A 19054-nucleotide genomic window follows, 5' to 3' on the forward strand; every position below is an offset into this window, starting at 1 on the left:
CGCCACGCGGTCGTTACGCAGCGGGGGAGCGGTGCCGGGCTAGGTGGCTGGCACGGAACTCCCTTGGTCCCACGCTCTTCCACCGGCGGAACGCCTGGGAGAAGCTGGACACCTCGACATACCCTAGCCGCTGGGCTACCTCGGCGACCGGCATCCGGCCAGTGACCAGGAACTCCTCGGCAAGTTGTTCCCTGATTTCGTCCAGCAGCCCGCGGAGTGTCACGCCCTCCCCGGCAAGCCTGCGGCGCAGCGTCCGCTCGCTCATGTGCAGCGCCGCCGCGACCTGCTCCGCATCCGGCGGCGCGGCGGTCCGGGCGAGCAGGTAGTCCCTGACCCGCCCGGCCACGCCGGTCCGCGCGTGTCGGCTGGCCAGCAACTGCCGGCACTGCTCGCGGGCGATCGCGGTGGTGTGCTCGTTGCCCTGCGGAAGCGGCAGGTCGAGGATCTCTGCGGGGATGGCCACCGCGCACTCCGGCGCGCCGAACACCGGCATCACGCCGAAGATCCCGGAGTACCGCTCCGCGCCTGATGCCGGCGCGGGGAACGGGTAGCTGATCCCCCTGACGTGGATAGGCGTCGCGAAGAGCTCGTGCTGAATGGTCTGGATGGCCGCGCTGTCACGCTCGATCACGAACCGCTGTAGCGCCAGCGGGATATCGGGCGCATCCAGTACCAGGTGGAACTCCTCGCCGCGGTCACGCGCCTTGATATGCGTGAAAGCGAATGTCAAGTCGAGGTATCGCAATCCGATATCGATCGCGCTGCGCCAGGTGGGGCTGCTGATCATCGCGAATCCCCAGATGCCGTAGGTGGTCAGGTGATAACGGATCCCTGCGTCCAGCCCCAGCCCCGGTGGATCGCCTAGGGCCCGCAGCAGGTTCTCGATCACCGTGAGCTCCTGGCGTGCGCTGACGGTCGCGCCGGCGTCGCGCAGGTTCTCCTCCGCCAGCCCGGTCGATTCCAGGCACAGCCGCTCGGTCAGACCGTAATCGGCGCCCAGCCGGAGCAGCAACTGGACGCTCATCGGCGACCGCTCAACATCCCAGCGAACCATGTCCGGCCTCCGCATCGTCGCGAAAAGGCGAACCCGCCATGCGGCGAATGTAGTAATTTCCATGCCTGACCGCAATCATGCGGACCAGTTCCGTTGGGATCTGCTCACGGGTCACATCGCGCGCCCCGGCCGTCGGTGCTCGGTTTTCGCCTAGCGAACGGAAGTTGGCGCCTGTCTCCGGGCCCGGTGACCCCGCCGGGTCCGACGTGTGGGTCAGGGCACGGTGGCAGGGCGCCGACGGCTTCGCCCGCACCGGCGGGGTACTCGCCCCCGCGAGCGCCCGGCCGACACCGTCGAGACCGTGTGGCTCAGCGCCGGGTCACTCCGTTCGTCCCGGGCGGCAGCACCGGAAGTCAGGTCAGCCGAGCGCCGCAGCAGAGCGGCCCTGGCCGCGTAGCCGCGCGGGCGGCCGCTGATCCGCAGCCGCCGCCCGATCGACATGTTCCGGATCACCGACGAAACTTGGACTTGCTAGATATAGTTAGCGCTTGGTATAGTTAGCAATGTCAGCCCAGTCACCAAGAAAGGCGGAGACAATGCCCAGCTACTCCCCGAAAGATGTCCAGGACGAGCTCCTGAAAGTGATCCGCACGAGCCAGGAGACCGTCGTCGAGGCGGTTAAGACCTGGGTCGAAACCGTCAAGGCGGTGACGCCGAAGGTCCCCTCGTCCCGGGTACCGCTCGCCGCGAAGCTGCCCAAGCCGCAGGACATCGTGACCAACGCGTACGACTTCGCAGAGAAACTGCTGTCAAGCCAGCGTCAGTTCGCCGAGGAGCTGGTGGAGGCGACCGCCCCGCTGCGGGCGGGCAGCGGCATGCGCGAGGAGCAAAGCGCGGCCACCGAATAGGGGATGCGCGTCACCGTCAACGAAGCCCGCGCCACGGCCGAAATCCCCGGCAGGCGACGGCACTAGTATGCGGCAGCACCGGACTCCGGAGCTGCCGCATACTATATTAAGCGCTACTTAGTGCGCTACTTGAGGAGGTGGCCGTGACGGACTCGTGGCAGGCGCAGCGGGAGGCGCTCGGTGCGTTTATCCGCACACAGCGCAAGATGGCCAACCTTTCCCTGCGCCAGCTGGCCGACCTCACTAGCCTGTCGAACCCGTACCTTAGTCAGGTCGAGCGTGGGCTGCACGAGCCGTCGGTCCGCGTCCTCAAGGCGATCTCCGTTGCGCTGAACGTGTCCGCTGAGACACTCCTCGCGCAGGCCGGCCTCATCGATGCCGTGGCCGGCGGGAGTGCGGACGGCGCCGCTGAGACAGGCCAGGAAGAGCAGACCGAGAACGCGATCGCGGCCGACAGGCGCCTGAGCGACGATCAGAAGGCGGCGCTGCTCGCTGTGTACCAAAGCATGGTCGACCGGCCCTGACGCGGAGCGAGCTCGGCATGAGAGGCCGTCTTTATCCGCGGCGGGCACTCCCCGGACCTCGGCCACGTTTGGCAGCTTCGTCCAGCGCCCGTTAAGCCATGGCCGCGTCGGCTATCCGGAGGCGACGCGTGCGGCGTGCGCGCGGGTGGTGTCGGTCAGGTTCTTGGCCAGGTTCGTCATGTAAATGCCCCGATTCCGGTGATGGAGCGGCCGACGATGAGTGTCTGCATGGTCTCGGTGCCCTCGAAGGTGTGGATCGCCTCCAGGTCGACCATGTGCCGCATCACCTGGTAGTCGAGCAGGATGCCGTTGCCGCCGAGCATGTCGCGCGCCTCGGCGGCTATCGCCCGGGCCTTGCGGGTGTTGTGCATCTTGGCCAGCCCGGCTACGGTCGGGGTCAGCCGGCCCGCCTCGCCCAGGCGGCCGATCTGCACGCAGTACAGCTGCATTGCGGTGAGGTCCGCCAGCATGGACACCAGCCGCTGCTGGATGATCTGGAAGCTGGCCAGCGGCTCGCCGAACTGGCGCCGCTCCTGCGCGTACCGCAAGGCGGCGTCGTAAGCGGCGGTAGCGTGGCCGAGGGCCGCCCAGGCGCAGGTACTGCGGGTGGTGGCCAGGATCGCGCTGGTGTCCTTGAACGATCGCGCCCCCGGCAGCCGGTTCTCGGCCGGCACCCGCACGTTCTCCAGCGTGATCTCGGCCTGCCAGACCGAGCGCAGCGACACCTTGCCCTCGATGACCCGGGCCTGGTACCCGGGCGTTCCCTTCTCCACGACGAACGCGTTGACCTGGCCGTTGCCGGCATTCCTTGCCCACACGACGATCAGGTCGGCAACGCTGCCCAGGCCGATCCACCGCTTGCGGCCGTTCAGCACCCAGTCGTCGCCGACCTGGCGGGCCGAGGTTTCCAGGGCGACCGAGTCCGAGCCGTGCTCCGGCTCGGTCAGCGCGAAGGCCCCCAGCCTGTCCATCCGGGCCATGTCGGGCAGCCAGCGCGCCTTCTGCTCGTCCGAGCCGCACATCGCGATCGACTCCATGGCCAGACCCGCGTGCACGCCCAAGAACACGCCGAGGCTGCCGTCGCCGCGATGCAGCTCCATCGTGACCAGCCCGCAGGCCATCGGGCTCATCCCGGCGCACCCGTAGCCCTTGATGTCCTCGCCGACGATGCCGAGTTCGGGCAGCCGCTTGACCAGCGGCCAGCAGATCTCGGCCCGTTCCCAGTACGGGCCGACGACCGGCACGACCTCCTCGTCGACGAACCGCCGGACGGTGATGAAGTGCGACCACTCCTCGTCGGTGAACTGCTCGCGGACGGAGAAGAAGTCCGTCCCGAGGGATTCCCCGAGGTGCGTCGCGCTGGTCGGCTGCGTCATTGCTGCTTCCCCTCCGCGCCGGTGATGGTGGTGGCGGCGGGTTCGCCGTCGAGGAACGACTCCACGACTGCGCCCAGGCGCCCGGCGTCGGCCGCCAGCTCAAGGTGGCCGCCGCGGTAGATGTGCAGGTCGCTGCGGGGTATGAGGTGGTGCATGATCTTGGCGTTGACCACCGGGATGATCGGGTCGTCGTCGCCCGCCAGGATCAGGGTGGGCGGCCGCAGCCTCGGCAGGAACGGCAGGCTGGTCCAGCCGAAACCAGCCAGCAACTGGTAGTAGTAGCCCCAGGCCGGGCCGAGCCTCGTGGTGGCGTGCAGCAGGTTACGGGCCACGATCGGGTCCTCCCGGGCGCTGCCCCCGTACAGCTCGCCGGCGACGCGGGCCGCGTAGTCCGGGTCCCGGTGCCGTCGCGGCGAGAGCATGCGCAGCAGGACGCTCGGGCTCGCGGGGACCATGAGCGCGCCCGGCGCGGTCGCGACCAGGACCAGGCGCCGGACGCGCTCCGGCTTGCTGAGCGTGAGCTGCTGCGCGAGCGCGCCGCCCCAGGAGATGCCGAGGACGTCGGCCTGCTGATAGCCAAGCTGGTCAAGCAGGCCGGTCAGCAGGGACGGCAGGGTGACCAGGTGGTAGGGCATGACGGGGGCGGGCGAGCCGCCGACGCCCGGCATATCGAACCGGATGACCGGCCGCCGAGGATCGAGCGCGTCGACGAACGGCTGGAACAGCTCCAGGCTGACGCCGATTCCGTTGCACAGCAGCAACGGCGGCCAGCCCGGGGTTCCTTCCCGTACCGAGACGCGCAGGGTACGGCCGCCGACCGACAGGATCCTCATCCGCTCGGGCGCCACTGCCTTCCGTGGCCGACCCGGGATCCAGCCCCGGCCCGCTTCCGCGCGGTCTTTCCCCGCCGGCTCGGAACTGGGCTGGTCAGCGGTCATAGACGTACGTTCCCGGCGCTTCGCCGATCGGCGACAGCCCGCTGCCGCCCAGTTCCGTGGGCGCGGCATTCTCCTCCCCGCAGTGCTCAGTCAGCCAGCCCGCGTAATCCGACCACCAGGTCCCCTGGCGGGTTTCCGCCTGGCGCAGCCACTCCTTGGGGTCGTCCGGGCACTTCTGAGCCAGCTGGTAACTTGCTTTCTCGTTGCCCGGCGGATTGACCATCGCGGCGATATGCCCGCTGGTCGACAGCACGAACCGGGGCTGGCCGCCCAGCAGCCGGGCGGAGCGGTAACAGCTCTGCCAGGGGCAGATGTGGTCGGTGATCCCGGCGACGATGTAGCTGTCCCGGTTGACCGCGGACAGGTCGACCGGCGAGCCCAGCATGGTGGCGGTGCCGGGGCGGACCAGCGTGTTGGCCGCGCCCAGCTCGAGGAAGTCCCGGTGCAGGCCCGCAGTCATCCGGGTGGTGTCCGCGTTCCAGAACAGGATGTCGAACGGCGGCGGCTTCTTGCCGAGCAGGTAGTTGTTGACCCAGTAGTTCCAGATCAGGTCGTTGGGCCGCAGCCAGGCGAATACCTCGGCCAGGGACCGCCCATCCAGGTAGCCGCGGGCGCGTGACGCCGCAGCGGCCACGCGCACGGTCCGCTCATCGATGACGGCGCTGGCCAGGCCAGCGCGCGCCTGGTCGAGCACGGTAACCAGGAGGGTCAGCGCGGCGATGCGGTCCTGCTGGCCGACGTGCGCCAGGTGCGCGGCCACCATCGCGGCGATGATGCCACCGGAGCAGGTCCCGGCCAGCGCGGTCCGCTCGCTGCCGGTAATCCTCGCGGTCACGTCCATGGCGTCAAGGACGGCCTGACCATAGGTGTCCAGATCCCACTTTGCATGCCGGGCGTCCGGGTTGCGCCAGGACATCATGAACACCTGCACACCGGTGCTGACCAGGTACTCCGCCAGGCTCCGACCGGGAGCTAGGTCCAGCACGTAGTACTTGTTGATCACGGGCGGGACGATCAGCAGCGGGACCTGCCGCACGGTCGGCGTGACCGGCCGGTACTGGATCAGCTCGGATACCGCGGTGCGCAGGACCACCGACCCGGGCGTGACCGCCAGGTCCACGCCGACTTCGAACGCGTCCGGCTCGACCATCGACGGTATCCGGGGCGGGACCGCCATGTCGGCCAGGAAATGCCGCAGGCCTGCCACGGCGCTGCCGCCGCCGGTGTCAATGGCGGCCTTGAGCGCCGCCGGGTTCAGCAGCGGGTTGTTGCTCGGTGCGAGCGCGTCGAGCAGGTTGGTCAGCACGAAGTTGACCCGTTCGGCGTCGCGCTCGTCCAGCCCGGCCTCGGCCACCACGCCCGCCGCGCTCTCTGCGGCCGCCAGGTAGGCTTGCATTGCCCGGCGCAGCAGCGGGTTGCCCGCCCACGCGGGGTCGGTGAACCGGCGGTCACGCCGGGAGGGCTGCACCTCGGAGCGTCCGACGCCGATGCGGGCCAGCTCGCCGGCCAGCTGCCGACCCCGTCCGGCGACCAGCCGGGGCCTCACCGCCAGGGCGGCGGCCAGGCGCAGGCCCGAGCCCCCCAGGTTCACCCGGCGGAGCATGCTGGTCGCGGCATCCGCCAGCAGCAGGTCGAGCGGTACCGCAGCGGCATCCTCGGCGGCTGACCTGTCCGAATCGGTGTTAGCGCTCATTATTAGCTGAGCGTAAGCCGCAGCGGGCGTTATTTCCATTGGCCGCTGGTCACGAACTGCCGCCAGGGTGTGGGTCCGCGAGCACAGGCAGGGCCGCAGGAGCGTCGGAGGATGTCTGCAAGCTGGCGCTTAGCTTAGTGCGCGCCGATCCCGGCGAGCCTGCATAGTGCCTGGTAGACGGCGAAAAGCGCCAACATTTCCTGGGCGAGCAGGCCAGGTCCAGTGCCAGGTACTCCCCGGGGTCGAGCAGCTCGGCGACCAGGGTTGATGCCAGTCCTGGGGGCGGCGTCCGTCTTGTACCAGGCCTGCTGGCCGCTCGCCATCGGCCGGCGCGGGCGCTAGTCCGCAGGGATCAGTTACCGGGCTGGACGTTCGTTAGCCGTCCACGGGGAGGTGCGCATCGAGGATGGTGCCCGTGTTCGGCGAACTCTGCAGCGTGATCCGGCCGCCGAGCGCCTCGACCCGGTCCTTGAGCCCGAGCAGTCCTGAGCCGCGGCCGAAGGCCGCGCCACCCTGGCCGTCATCGCGGACGGTGACACGCAGCACGCCATCTTCGACGGCTATCTCGGCGCTGACCGCGGCGGCATTGGCGTGCTTCGCCGCGTTGGCCAGCGCCTCGCTCACCACGTAGTAGGCGGCGATTTCAACCGGACTCGGCAGTCGGCCAGGAACCTGAATGCGCAGGTCAACTCGGACGGCGGAGCGGCGAGCCAACGCCTTGAGCGCCGGGCGCAGGCCTCCGGCGTTGAGCGCCGCCGGATGGATGCCACGGGCAGTCTCGCGCAGTTCCTCAAGCGCCGAATCCAGCCCGTCAGCCACCTCGCCCAACCGCGTGACCAGGCCGGCGGCGGCAGGCGGTGCATCGGCCTGGGTCTCTCGCAGCCGCAGCGCCAGGGTGACCAGCTGCTGCTGGGCGCCGTCGTGCAAGTCGCGCTCGATGCGCCGGCGGGCCTTGTCTCCGGCCGTGACGATGCGGGCCCGGGAGGCGGCGAGCGCGGCCTGGGCCTCGGCGTTGGCGATCGCGGTCCCGGCCAGTTCAGTGAAACCGACCAGCCGCGATTCTGTGTCGGCCGGCAGAGACGCCTTGTCGGCGGACGCAACGATCACCACGCCCCACAGCCGGCCCCTGGCCCTGACCGGCACGCCGACAGCCACCTGGATGCCCGCCCGGCCGGCTGCTTCGGCGATCCTGCCAGCCGATGCCGAGTCGCTCATCCGCGCGGGCTGGCCGGTCTCGAACACCAGCGTGGTCACGTTCTGGCCGCCCAGGCTGAACCGGTCGCCCTCCGCGACAGGCAGCGGAATGCGTGCGGCGTTCCACATGCCGACGGCCGTGGCCATGCCGTTCTCGTCGTAGCGGCTGATGCTCGCGAACTCGGCCGACATCAGCCGGCCGATCTCCTCGGTGACAGCGGCGAAAAGCTCCCGCGACGGCGCGCCGCTGGCGACCAGCGTCGCGACGCGTCGCAGGGCGGCCTGCTCGTCCGCGTACCGGCGCAGTTCCACGCGCGCCTGTGCGTTGGCGATCGCGGTACCCATCAGTTCGGTGAAGCCCACCAGGTGTGCCTCGGCGTCCGTCGGCAGCCGCTCTTCCCTGGTAGGCCCGACGGCCATGACTCCCCACAGCCGCCCCTCAACGGTGATCGGCACCCCGACCGCCGCGCGGAACCCCCAGCCATGCCCGACATTGGCGCCGGCGCCGGTGGCGCCGGCGTAGTCGTCCATCCGCACGGGCTTGCCGGTCTGCAGCACCAGCGTGATCAGGTTCTGTCCGCCGAGGTCCGTCCGGCTGCCCGCTGGGAAGGGCATGACGGTGCCACTGCTGCTCCACGCGCCAACTGTCACCACCCCGTCCGGCTCATACCGCCCCACCGCCGTCAGGTCGGCGCCGAGCAGCCGCCCCGCTTCGGCGGCGACCGCGGCGAACACTTCCTCCGGCAGGGCTCCCATGGCGACGAGGCCCGCCACCCGGCGCAGAGCCGCCTGCTCCTCCGCGAAGCTGCGCAGCTCGACCCGTGCCTGGGCGTTGGCGATCGCCGTGCCTACCAGCTCGGTGAACCCGACCAGGCGCGCCTCGGCATCCGCCGGCAACGGCTCGTCACTCGTGTTCGACACGATCATGACGCCCCACAGCAGGCCCTCGACGCTGATCGGCACCGCGACGCTGGAGCGGATGCCGAGCTGACGGACGACCTCGCCGCCTTGCCCGGAAAGCTCGGAGAAGTCATCCATGCGCACTGGCCGGCCGGTCTCGAACACCAGCGTCCCTGCATTTCTGCCGCCCAGGCGGGTGTGCACGCCGGCGCGCTGATCCCCAGTCGCACTCCAGCGGGCGACGATCGTCAGCGCACTGCCCGAGCTGTACCGGCCCACCGCAGCGATGTCCGCGTCAAGCAGCTGCCCCGCTTCGGCGGTGACCGCGGCGAATACCTCCTCCGGTGTCTCTCCGCCTGCGACGAGCACCGCCACCCGGCGCAGCGCGGCCTGTTCTTCGGCGATGCGGTCCCGCGGCCCGGCCCCCATCAGGGCCGCCGCCCCGGCGGCACTCCTCGCCGTTTCCTCGCACGTTTCCCGTAGGCGCCCGGCGCGCTCATCTCCTAAGGCTAACCCGGATGCCTCCGCCTAGTCGCTGGCCACAGCGACGAACGCGCGGCCCGCGTCGTGCCATTGGTCCACGACCCGCAGGTCGGCCGCCGCGGCGGCGTGCAGCACCGCGGCCGTACCCAGGTGCGCCCACGGAAAGACCGGGCCGCGGCGGCCATCGGGGTGCTCGAGCCACGCGGTCACCCGTTCGTCGACGTCGCCGGGTTCCGCCTCGATCAGGATCCGGCCGCCTGGCGCGAGCAGCTGCGCACACCGGCGCAGGAGCCGGGCGGGCAGGCCGCCGATGCCGATGTTGCCGTCCGCGAGCAACACGGTCGCCCACCGGCCAAGACCCGGCAGCGGGTCGAACACCGAGCGGTGCAAGGCGGGTGCCCCGGCCTGCCGTACCAGGTCAATGGCAGCGCGCGAGATGTCCACGCCCAGGGCCGGCACCCCTCGCTCGGTCAGCGCGATAGTCAGCCGGCCCGGGCCGCAGCCCACGTCGAGAACTGGCCCGTGAGAGCGCTGGAGCAGTTCCTCGTCGGCGGCATCGGGCTGCCCGCACCACCGGTGGATCTGGAGCGGCAGCCCGCGGCCGTCCGCCGTCCGCATGACCAGCGCCGGCGCCTGCGCGTGCAGCGCCTCCTCGTACAGGGCGATCGCCCCCGCGATCATGCTGTTTCCCGCAGCAGGTGGTCGGCCCGGCTCAGCACCGTCGCCAGTTCCCGTGTCCGAGCGGCGAAACGGCTCCGCGGCGCCTGGCGGGCCACGGCGACGGCGTCCGCCGCGGTGTCCACGTCGCGCAGTTGCGGCAGGTCGAGGACGCGGAGCCCGGCTTTGACCAGCCTGGCGCGCTGGATCGCGCCGGTGGTCGCGGTGGACATCGGCACGCCGCGCAGCAGGGCGGGGTCCGGCGCGCGCAGTCCGAGTGCCCAGAATCCGCCGTCAGCGGCCGGGCCGAACGCGGCGTCCGCGGTGCCCCAGTCCACCGTGAGCAACGCCGGGGTGACCTGCGGGGTGTCCATCCCGATAAGCAGTGCCGGGCCGCTTACCGCGGCGAAGGCGGCGGCGAGGCGCTCGTCGAGCGGCCCGCCGCACTGGGGCACGATGTCGAACCCGGGAGGCAGCCAAGGTCCTGGCTGGCCGTCGAGGATCAGGACCCGGCGCCTGGCCGGCGTCATAAGGACGGCGCCCAGGGTGTCGGCCAGCGCGGCTTCGGCGAGCGACGCGGCTTGTTCGTACGTGCAGGGTGGCACTAGCCGGGTCTTGACCCGGCCAGGCACCGGCTGCTTCGCGATGACGAGCAGGGTGGTGTCCGATTCTGGTGCCGGGGCGGTCACCGGGCGAGCACCTTGCTCATGTCGCGTACGGTGCGCACGCAGCCGCGCACGGTGCCGGTGACCTTGGACTTTCCGACGCGGGGCAGGTAGGCGACCTCGACCTCGGACACGCGCCAGCCGGCGGCCGCCGCGTTCATCACCATTTCCAGCGGGTACCCGAACCGCCGGTCGGCGAGGTTCAGGCTGAGCAGTGCCTGCCGGCCCGCCGCGCGCATCGGTCCCAGGTCACGGATGCTCAGCCCTGTCCGGTGGCGAACCCGCCTGGCCAGTTCCCAGTTGGCCAGCCGCGCCGGCAGCGGCCAGGCGTCGCGGCGCACCGGGGCGCGGCGGCCCAGGACCAGGTCGGCCTGGCCGGCCAGCAGCGGCCCGGTGATGAGGGGGAGCTGCTGCGGGTCGAGGCTGCCGTCACAGTCGCAGAAGCACACCAGGTCGCTGGTCGCCGCCAGCAGGCCGGCGTGCGCGGCCGCACCGAAGCCCCGGATCGGCTCGGCCACCACCGTCGCGCCGAGCGACCGTGCGATCTCGTCCGATCCGTCGGCGGAGCCGTTGTCGACCACGATGGGACGAAAGCCGGCGGGCATTCTCTCGAGCATCCAGGGCACCGCCGACGCCTCATTCAGGCACGGCAGGATCACGTCAACTGTCACGGCTGTGACGTTATTACCGACGGCAGGCCCATTATGGCTAATAAGCCTTACGAAATGGAGAAATCAACCTCTGAGTACGATTTGAGCGACCGCAAGGCGCGGGGATGGGGCATTTCTTATGGAATTCTTATGTGGTTTTGAAATAGCAGCGGGGCGCCCGGACCTTGTTCCCTAGCGACGGCTGGTCTGCCAGTAGACGGTGAATGGCTCGTGCTTTGCGCGGGCCACCGGGACCAGGGTCACCTGATGGCCGTCGGAGCTCGCGCTGAACGCCATCGGCTGGGTGACGGTGCGGCGGACGGACCCGGCGTCGAGCAGCGGCAACGAGGGCGGTCGCGGTGCGGCGGTTTGCGTCGCGGCTGGGTGCCTGATGCGGTCAAGGATGGCGCCGTCGTCGGTGGCGTCGGTCGCGGCATCGGCAGCCGCGTAGGCGGCGCCGACGCCGCGGCCCGCGAGCACGACCGGGCCGTAGCTGACCGCCTGCACGGACGGAGCGTCGGGTGCGGGGTGGAACGCCAGCCGCATGGGCAGCGTGACCTCTAGCAGGTCCCCCTGGCGCCAGCGCCGCAGGATGGTGATCCAGCCGCCCGCGACGGTGCCTTGCAGCGGGGCACCGTTGAGGACAACCCCGGGCGGCCCGTCAGCCCAGGACGGCACCCGCACCCGGAGGATCATCGTCGCGAAGCCGCTGGTCACGGTGAGCCGTACCAGCGGGTCGTCAGGGAAGCCTGTCTCCTGGCGGATTGTCAGGCCGTGATCGGCACACCGGACCTCGGACGGGATGAACAGGTTGACGTACACGCCGCGGGAATCACGCGAGTAGATCGTGTCCCCGAACTTGGCCTGAGTCTCAAGCTCGGTCGCGGTGTCGCAGGTGAACGTGTCGTAGTCGGTCGCGTAGGCATCGGGGCTGCCCCGGGGGAAGTAGTTCAGCGGCTGCTGCTTGACGGCGCCCGCCGACAGCCCCGTGTAGTAGACGGTGAAGCCGTGCGGGGAATCCGGGTCCTGGGCGCCGAGCATCTGGTTGAACAGGGCACGCTCGTAGTAGTCGAGCACATCGGTGCGGGCCAGATCGTGGAAATGCAGCAGCCTGGTGAGCTTGAGCATGTTGTAGGTGACGCAGCCCTCGCACGTGTAGTTGGACAGGGCGGCGGCGATCACGCCTGGCGGTTCCCAGTGCTCGTGGTTGCCCTGGCCGCCGATGATGTAGCTGTGCTGCCCCGCGGCGAACTGCCAGAAGTTTTCCGCGATTGCGCGGTACTTCGAGTCGCCGGTCACCTCCCACATGCGCAGCGCGGCGAGGATCTTCGGCGTGTTCACGTTGCACTGCTCGCCCGCCAGGTCGTCCTCGCCCGCCGCGAGCGGATCAAGGAACCACGCGTGGTAGAAGCGCTGCGCTACGGTCAGGTACCGCTCGTCCCCGGTGATGGCGTAGAGGTTCACCAGCGACTCGGGCAGGCCGCCGTACTCCACGGCCAGGATCCGCTGCATGTGCGCGTACGACAGCGGGGCGGTCCGCCGGTCCACCCAGTCGGCGAGCCGCGTCGCGACATCGATTGCCTGGTCGCACCCCGCGAGCTCGTACTGGTCGATCATGCCCGCCAGGTACTTGTGGATCATGTAGTACGGCGACCAGACCCTGCTGGTCTGACCTGCCTCCATCCAGTCGAAGAACTCTTCGGGGAACGCCGACAGGTAGCCGGGGGAGTACCCGGCCACCGGAGCCGCCCGCTGCAACCGCGCGAGTTCGCCGACGAGGTAGGCTCCCGTCGCTTTGCTCCCCGGATCTCCTGTGTTCGCGTAGCTGATCGCGAGGCTGGACAGCAGGTGGCCGACGGTGTGGCCGCGCACCAGCGAGTCCGGGCTTTCCCAGCCGCCGCACGGGCGGGCGGCGGACGGCCGACCGTAGTTCAGGCGGAACGTGTGGAGCATCCGTTCCGGATCGAGGAACCGCAGGTAGCGCAGGTTCCGCAGCTGGTTGTCCCGGAACGGGGAGTCAAGCAGCCGCACCGCGGACAACGGGTACGCGCCGGTCCTGCCCGCCGTGCCATCCGGCGTGTAGCCGGTGGCGCCGAGCCGGTAAACCGGGCCCGCGCCGGTGTCGCCCCACCACGATGAGGACTGCCAGGCACCGAGATAGACGGCGTCGGTCGCGAGCACGCCACCACCCAGCAGGGCCAGCGCCCGCCGCCTGGTGATCTCCCGCACGAGATCGCCGCCTCACCCGCCGTCGCAGCCGACTCACCCCGGCAAGCCGCCCGGCATATCTCGACGCTTTCTCACCTTTCCTTTCACTGTCCGGTCAGTCTCTTCCCCGAGTCAAGCGTGGCCCGCCGCTTGGCGTAAGAAATCTGAAATAACAGGCCGGCCACGTCGGCACCGGCACCGGCAGTAGCACTGGCACTGGCCACCGGCCCGGCGAAGGCAGCCCGTCCGGCGGGCGCCGACGCGAACTCCGCGACCCCGGCGGCGAACGGCACGGAGGCCCGCCACCCCAGCTCCCGCCAGATGCGCTCGCTTGACGCGGTGATGTGCCGGACGTCGCCGAGCCGGTATTCGCCGGTGACGACGGGGTCGGGGCCACCGCAGGAGTCAGCGAGGACGGCAGCCAACTGGCCCACGGTGCGCGGGGTGCCGCTGCCGACGTTGTACGCGCGCAGCGTCCCGCGCCCGCCGTGGACGCCGGTGCCGGCGACCGCCTCAAGCGCGGCGGCGGTGGCGCCGGCCACGTCGCGGACGTGGACGAAGTCCCGTCGCTGGGCGCCGTCCTCGAAGACCCGCGGCGCGCGACCCGCTTCCAGGGAGGAGCGGAAGAATGACGCCACCCCGGCGTAGGGGGTGTCACGGGGCATCCCGGGTCCGTACACGTTGTGATAGCGCAGCGCCACCGCCTGCCCGCCGGTCGCCCTAGCCCACGAGGCGGAGAGGTGCTCCTGGGCGAGCTTGGTGTCGGCGTAGACGTTGCGCGGCCCGAGCGGAGCGTCCTCGGGCACGAGCTCCGGGGCCAGCGGCTCGCCGCAGCGCGGGCAGCGCGGCTCGAACCTGCCCTCGTCAAGGTCGGCCGCCAGCCGCGGCGGCGGCGTCGCGGCAGGCCCGTGTCCAGTGCACGACGATCCAGTGCATGAGTAGCGGCCCTCGCCGTAGACGACCATCGACGAGGCAAGCACGAGCCGGTCCTGGCCCGCTCGGGCCATCGCGGCAAGCAGCACCGCGGTCCCCAGATCGTTGCAGCCCGCATACAACGGCGCGTCATTGAAGTCGACGCCGAGCCCGACCATCGCCGCCAGGTGGCAGACCGCGCCGACGCCGCGCAGCGCGGCATCGACCGCCTGCGCGTCACGGACATCGCCGTGCACGAACTCGAAGCCGGGATCGCCGGAGAACGGCGGGATTCCGCCCGGGTGGACGCACGGTAGGAGCGCGTCAAGCACCCGCACTTCATGACCGGCGCTCGTGAGCGCCTCGACGACATGGGATCCGATGAAGCCGGCACCGCCGGTAACCAGGACGCGCATGGGCCCGAGATTATGCACACCCCCGCCAGGCGCGCACGCGGCACTCTCATGAATTAATAAATCCGTCAGATTCAGTGTTCCGGTCGCGGCCGAGTCCTGATTGACCATTAATTCGTAAGACGAATTCCCGCCTCGCGGAATGCCGGATGCCATGTAATACGTGGCATGATCCTCAGCAGTCCGGCCATCCTGTCGCATCCGCGGAGCGTCGCCGAGCCGGCCCTTGACGGGCAGCCCAGGCCGTGGGCGCCACGTGCCGCGCGGCTGGCCGCGGCGCTGATCGGCCTCGTCGCGATCGGCGCCTACCTGTCCGTCGCCCTGCTCCGGCTGGACTACCCGTTTGCCCTGGAGCAGCTGGAGGGCAACTCGCTCATCGAGGTCCATCGCATTCTCGCCGGGCAGGCGCTGTACCCGGCGCCGTCCGTCGAGTACGTTCCCGACGGGTACCCGCCGCTCTACTTCTACGTGTCGGCCGCCGTCGCCCGGGTGCTCGGCGCCTCGTACCTGACACTGCGGCTGGTGTCGCTGGTGTCCTCGCTCGCCTGCTTCGCGCTGCTCGCTCGCCTGGTCCAGCGGGAAACGGGAAGCATCGCAGCCGGGACCGGCGCCGCGGGCGTCTTCGCGGCGACCTACTTCGCCACGAGCGACTGGTTCGACATCGGCCGGGTCGACTCGCTGTTCCTCGCGCTCAGCATCGGCGGCCTGTACGCCGTCCGGCGGATGAGCGGCACGCGCGGCGCCATCGCCGCCGGGACGCTGCTCGCCGCCGCGGCCCTCACCAAGCAGACCGGTCTTGCCGAGCTGATCGCGGTGCTCGCCGTTCTTATGCTCAGCCCGCGCCGCCGGCTCGCCCGCGTCGCCGCGCTCAGCGCGGTCGCGGTGCTCGGCCTCAGCACGCTCGCGCTCCGGCTGACCAGCGGCGGCTGGTACACCTACTACACCCTCAAGGAGATGAGCGGGCAATCGCTGACCGCCGGCAACTTCGGCTGGTTCTGGACGGCTCTGGCGACCGCGATGGGCCTGGCCGCGTGCTCCGCCCTCATCGGTGCGCGCCGGGTGCCCCGCGAACTGCTCGCCGGCTGCGCCGCGCTGGCGGTCGAAGGCTACGCCACCCTCGTGCACAGCGGCGGCGCCATAAACGATGTGCTGCCCGCGTACCTCGCGGTGGCGCTGCTGGCGGGCCTGGCGCTCGGCAACCGGTCAGGCCAGCCGAGCATCGGCGGCGGGGTTGCCACCCTGGCAGGCGTCCTCATCCTCGCACAGTCGGTCGTCTTGCTTGCCACCTCCCACCCGACCCGGTGGATTCCGTCGAGCGCCGACCGTGCCGCTGGCGAGCGGCTGGTCGCCGGCATGCGGGCGCTCGGCGGTGACGTCGCGGTCCCCAGCGAACCGAGCCTGAGCCTGCAGGCGGGAATGACGCTCGCCGCGCACCCGGGCTCGGTGTACGACGTGGTGCGGGCCACCGACAAGGAGGGGATCGCGAGCTACATGGATAGCGCGGGCGCGGCGGTCAAGGCCCGGCAGTTCAGCGCGATCATCAGCGCCGGCGCGGGGAAGGCGCTGTTCAACCCGCCCTATCTCCTCAAGTACTACCAAGAGTGCCTGCAGTCGCTGCCCGCGGGCCCGGCCACGGTGCTCATCCCGGTCGCGGGGAACCAGACCCGCCCCGCCGTGGTCTGGGTCCCGCGTGGCGATTCCTGCCAGCGCGCACTCAGCATCCTGGGCGGCGGTAAGGCGGCCGGCTCGTGAGGTCGGTCACGAGAGAGCCACCGCTCATGCGGGACCCCTCCGGTCCCCCTGGGCCGTTTCGCAGGTCGTTCTGGCGCAGCCCGATCCGCGGGCCGTGGCTGACCTCGGTATTCGGATTGCTGCTGCTGGTCTCCATCCCGGTGATGTTCGCGACCGGCCTGCTGTCCTACGCCGCCTACAACCCGGACCTCAGCCCGCTCAACGACATGACACCGGACAAGGGCCCGCTTGGCTTCTACCTGTTCTCCTGGCCCACCCACCCGATCTGGCTCTACCGGCTCACCCAGGGCGTGCACGTCACCTTGGGACTGACGGTGGTGCCGATCCTGCTGTTCAAGTTGTGGTCGGTGCTGCCGAAGCTGTTCGAGTGGCCGCCGCTGCGCTCGTACGCGCACGCGCTGGAACGGTTCTCGCTGTTCCTGCTCGTCGGCGGTGCCGGGTTCGAGTTCGCGACGGGGATCTTGAACATCCAGACGTGGTACCCGTTCCCCGCCTCCTTCTACACGCTGCACTTCTACGGTGCGTGGGTGTTCATCGCCGGCTTCGTCGTGCACGTGACGGTCAAGTTCCCGGTCATGGTCAGGGCGCTGCGCAGCCGGAGCTTCATCGGCGAGATGCGGACGAACCTCGCCCGCACGCGTCCCGAGCCGCCGGCCGCGGGGTACCTGGCCCCGGTAGCCCCCGCCGCGCCGACGATCTCCCGGCGCGGCGTGCTCGCCTTCGCCGGCGCGGGTTCAACCCTCATCGCGCTGCTGTCCGTGGGCCAGTCCCTGGGCGGGATGTTCCGCCGGACCGCGCTGCTCGCACCGCACAACCAGTCCGTCACCGGCGTCACCGCCGGCACCGTCGGCGACTTCCAGATCAACAACACCGCGCGCAACGCGGGGATCACCGCGGCTGAGACAGGGGAGGCCTGGCGGCTCAGCGTCGGAACCGACGATCAGGCGGGTCACGCCCCCGCGGTGCTGAGCCGGGCCGACCTGCTTCGCATGGAACAGCACACCGCCAGCCTGCCGATCGCGTGCGTCGAAGGCTGGTCAACCGACAACCAGGCCTGGACCGGCGTCCGGCTGCGCGATCTTGCCGCGCTGTCGGGCGCCGCCAGTCCGTCGTCCGTCCTTGTGCGGTCACTGCAGCACGGCGGGGGATTCAACCGGGCGGTCCTGTCCGGGGCGCAGATCATGGACCCTGACTCGCTGCTCGCCCTGCGGGTCAACGGCGCGGACCTCTCGCTCGACCACGGCTACCCGGCCCGGGTGATCGTGCCCAACAACCCTGGCGTGCACAACACCAAGTGGGTGGCCAGCCTGACCTTCCGGAGTTGACATGCGCTGGTTCAGGCGCTGGTATGGCGCCAACCCCCTACACCTGCTCGTCATGCTTGGCTGCGTCATGCTCACCGGGTACGCCGGGGCCGCGCTGCTGCAGGTCAAGGCCGTCGGCGTCCTCATCTGGTTCGGCGGCGCGGTTGTCGGCCACGACCTGATCCTCGTGCCGCTCTACGTGCTCGCCGACCGGTCGGTCATGACGGTCTTCCGGCACCGCCCGCCGAAGCTGCCGACGGTGCCGTGGATCAACTACCTGCGCGTCCCCGCGGCCCTTTCCGGCATGCTGCTGCTGATCTGGTTCCCGCTGATCTTCCGCATTCCCTCGCGTTTTCCGCGCACTACGGACCTGTCGCTCAACCCCTACCTCGGGCACTGGCTCGCCGTAACCGGAGTGCTGTTCCTGCTGTCTGCCGCCGCGTTCGCCCTGCGGCTGCGCCCGGGGCGCCGCAGGCGCGAGACCGCCAGCCACCGCAGGGGCGAGACCGCCAGCCACCGCAGGGGCGAGACCGCCGGCCACCGCAGGGACGAGAACGCCGGCCGAAGGGCAGCGACCTCGGCCCCGCGCTTGACCGGTCCCAATCCCAATGTGCCGGCCGCGGATCCAGCGGATGCTCATCGGCCGCGCGGTTACGAGGCTCGGCGTCCGCTAGCCTGACCGGCGGCCGGGGGCCGACATCACATTGCAATTAATAAATGTCCGCTGCCCCGTCAGTCAGCGGGCTCTGGCTGCATCATAATTAACGGTCTTAATTGCCATCACATACGCGTGGCTGAACCGCTGCTGTCCTGATGGATTATGACTGTAAATTAATGGTGGGGAGCCCGGGATGCGGACATTCATTGTGCTGCCGAATAGAGGTGGCGCCCTCGGGTAAGACGCGGCTGGATGCCGGCCGCGACGGCGATCGCGCTCCTCGCGGGCACCGCGGCGGCAGTGACGGTGCCCGTACGGACCGCCGCGGCGGCGCCCGGCGCCCCGGGCTTCGTTCAGCAGGTCAGCGCACACGGGTCGGGCAAGAGCAGTATCGCCGTGACCACTGGGGCCAGCGTCACGACGGGTGATCGCCTTGTCGTCGAGGTGGGTACCTGGAATTCAAAGTCGGCCAAGACTAGTTCTGTCACCGATTCGCTGAGTGACTCATTCGTAGAGGTGACTCATTTCACCGCGGTCGACGGCACGGAGATGAGCATCTGGACCGCCTATATCGAGCGGTGGCGGCACGGACACCATCACCGCTAAGCCGACTTCGGCGGCCGACATGGCGATCATCGCTCTTGAGTACTCCGGCTTGTCCACCGTTGCGGATATCACCGCTGTCGACCAGGTTTCGCATTCAGGTAGGCACCACCACGACCGCCGCGACAGTCCAGTCCACCGCCACGCCGCCTACCGCGGCGGCTAACGAGCTGGCAGTCGGTTTCTACGCGGACTCCGGTTTCAGCGATGCCCTGGCCTCCA

The 19054-nt window shown here is 70.1% G+C and carries 16 protein-coding genes; 6 read left to right on the forward strand and 10 right to left on the reverse strand.

All coding sequences use genetic code 11. The features are described from left to right. Nucleotides 1-13: 13 nt before the first annotated feature. The gene (locus EAS64_RS24555; protein WP_145856420.1) at nucleotides 14-1054 is read right to left on the reverse strand and encodes an AraC family transcriptional regulator; all 1041 of its coding nucleotides are present in this window, start codon (nucleotides 1052-1054) and stop codon (nucleotides 14-16) included. A gap of 536 nt (nucleotides 1055-1590) precedes the next feature. Here EAS64_RS24555 and EAS64_RS24560 point away from each other — a divergent pair. Both EAS64_RS24560 and EAS64_RS24565 read left to right on the forward strand, forming a co-directional pair. Then, on the forward strand, nucleotides 1591-1902 hold the full coding sequence (locus tag EAS64_RS24560; RefSeq protein ID WP_145856421.1) for a hypothetical protein: 312 nt from the start codon (nucleotides 1591-1593) through the stop codon (nucleotides 1900-1902). Between the two features lie 143 nt (nucleotides 1903-2045). Next, a complete protein-coding gene (locus tag EAS64_RS24565) occupies nucleotides 2046-2426 on the forward strand; it encodes a helix-turn-helix domain-containing protein (protein ID WP_222849545.1) in 381 nt (126 codons plus the stop codon). Between the two features lie 176 nt (nucleotides 2427-2602). On the opposite strand, the gene EAS64_RS24570 is transcribed toward EAS64_RS24565, so the two are convergent. The 9 genes from EAS64_RS24570 to EAS64_RS24610 form a co-directional block, all read right to left on the reverse strand. Beyond that, a complete protein-coding gene (locus tag EAS64_RS24570) occupies nucleotides 2603-3802 on the reverse strand; it encodes an acyl-CoA dehydrogenase family protein (RefSeq protein WP_145856423.1) in 1200 nt (399 codons plus the stop codon). Then, on the reverse strand, nucleotides 3799-4740 hold the full coding sequence (gene phaZ, locus EAS64_RS24575; RefSeq protein ID WP_145856424.1) for a poly(3-hydroxyalkanoate) depolymerase: 942 nt from the start codon (nucleotides 4738-4740) through the stop codon (nucleotides 3799-3801). The genes EAS64_RS24570 and phaZ overlap by 4 nt, the downstream gene beginning before the upstream one ends. Beyond that, nucleotides 4730-6433 carry a PHA/PHB synthase family protein gene (locus EAS64_RS24580; protein ID WP_145856426.1) on the reverse strand — a complete coding sequence of 568 codons (1704 nt, stop codon included), beginning with the start codon at nucleotides 6431-6433 and terminating at the stop codon, nucleotides 4730-4732. The genes phaZ and EAS64_RS24580 overlap by 11 nt, the downstream gene beginning before the upstream one ends. A 375-nt stretch (nucleotides 6434-6808) precedes the next feature. Beyond that, nucleotides 6809-8956, reverse strand: a complete 2148-nt coding sequence (locus EAS64_RS24585) for a sensor histidine kinase (RefSeq protein WP_145856428.1) — start codon at nucleotides 8954-8956, stop codon at nucleotides 6809-6811. A gap of 99 nt (nucleotides 8957-9055) precedes the next feature. Next, nucleotides 9056-9691 (reverse strand): class I SAM-dependent methyltransferase, encoded by a 636-nt coding sequence (locus tag EAS64_RS24590; RefSeq protein ID WP_246115837.1) that lies wholly within the window; start codon nucleotides 9689-9691, stop codon nucleotides 9056-9058. Then, complete coding sequence (locus tag EAS64_RS24595; protein WP_145856430.1) at nucleotides 9688-10356, reverse strand: TIGR04282 family arsenosugar biosynthesis glycosyltransferase; 669 nt, start codon at nucleotides 10354-10356, stop codon at nucleotides 9688-9690. Before EAS64_RS24595 ends, EAS64_RS24590 begins: the two co-directional genes overlap by 4 nt. Further along, the gene (locus tag EAS64_RS24600; protein ID WP_145856432.1) at nucleotides 10353-11003 is read right to left on the reverse strand and encodes a glycosyltransferase family 2 protein; all 651 of its coding nucleotides are present in this window, start codon (nucleotides 11001-11003) and stop codon (nucleotides 10353-10355) included. The genes EAS64_RS24595 and EAS64_RS24600 overlap by 4 nt, the downstream gene beginning before the upstream one ends. Before the next feature lie 171 nt (nucleotides 11004-11174). After that, nucleotides 11175-13211: a glycoside hydrolase family 127 protein gene (locus tag EAS64_RS24605; RefSeq protein ID WP_145856433.1), complete on the reverse strand. Its 2037-nt coding sequence runs from the start codon at nucleotides 13209-13211 to the stop codon at nucleotides 11175-11177. An 83-nt stretch (nucleotides 13212-13294) separates the two neighbouring features. Then, nucleotides 13295-14518 carry an NAD-dependent epimerase/dehydratase family protein gene (locus tag EAS64_RS24610; protein WP_145856435.1) on the reverse strand — a complete coding sequence of 408 codons (1224 nt, stop codon included), beginning with the start codon at nucleotides 14516-14518 and terminating at the stop codon, nucleotides 13295-13297. A 165-nt stretch (nucleotides 14519-14683) separates the two neighbouring features. Here EAS64_RS24610 and EAS64_RS24615 point away from each other — a divergent pair, with 165 nt between their 5' ends. The 4 genes from EAS64_RS24615 (at nucleotide 14684) to EAS64_RS24630 (ending at nucleotide 18835) form a co-directional block, all read left to right on the forward strand. Further along, a complete protein-coding gene (locus EAS64_RS24615; RefSeq protein WP_145856437.1) occupies nucleotides 14684-16267 on the forward strand; it encodes a glycosyltransferase family 39 protein in 1584 nt (527 codons plus the stop codon). Between the two features lie 26 nt (nucleotides 16268-16293). Next, nucleotides 16294-17592: a molybdopterin-dependent oxidoreductase gene (locus tag EAS64_RS24620; protein WP_145856439.1), complete on the forward strand. Its 1299-nt coding sequence runs from the start codon at nucleotides 16294-16296 to the stop codon at nucleotides 17590-17592. A gap of 1 nt (nucleotide 17593) precedes the next feature. Further along, nucleotides 17594-18250: a hypothetical protein gene (locus tag EAS64_RS24625; protein WP_187366146.1), complete on the forward strand. Its 657-nt coding sequence runs from the start codon at nucleotides 17594-17596 to the stop codon at nucleotides 18248-18250. Between the two features lie 231 nt (nucleotides 18251-18481). Further along, entirely contained in the window at nucleotides 18482-18835 is a 354-nt protein-coding gene (locus EAS64_RS24630; protein WP_145856440.1) for a hypothetical protein, read from the forward strand. Nucleotides 18836-19054: the final 219 nt, after the last annotated feature.

Origin of the sequence: Trebonia kvetii (assembly GCF_007827045.1) — a bacterium.
Lineage (GTDB): Bacteria > Actinomycetota > Actinomycetes > Streptosporangiales > Streptosporangiaceae > Trebonia > Trebonia kvetii.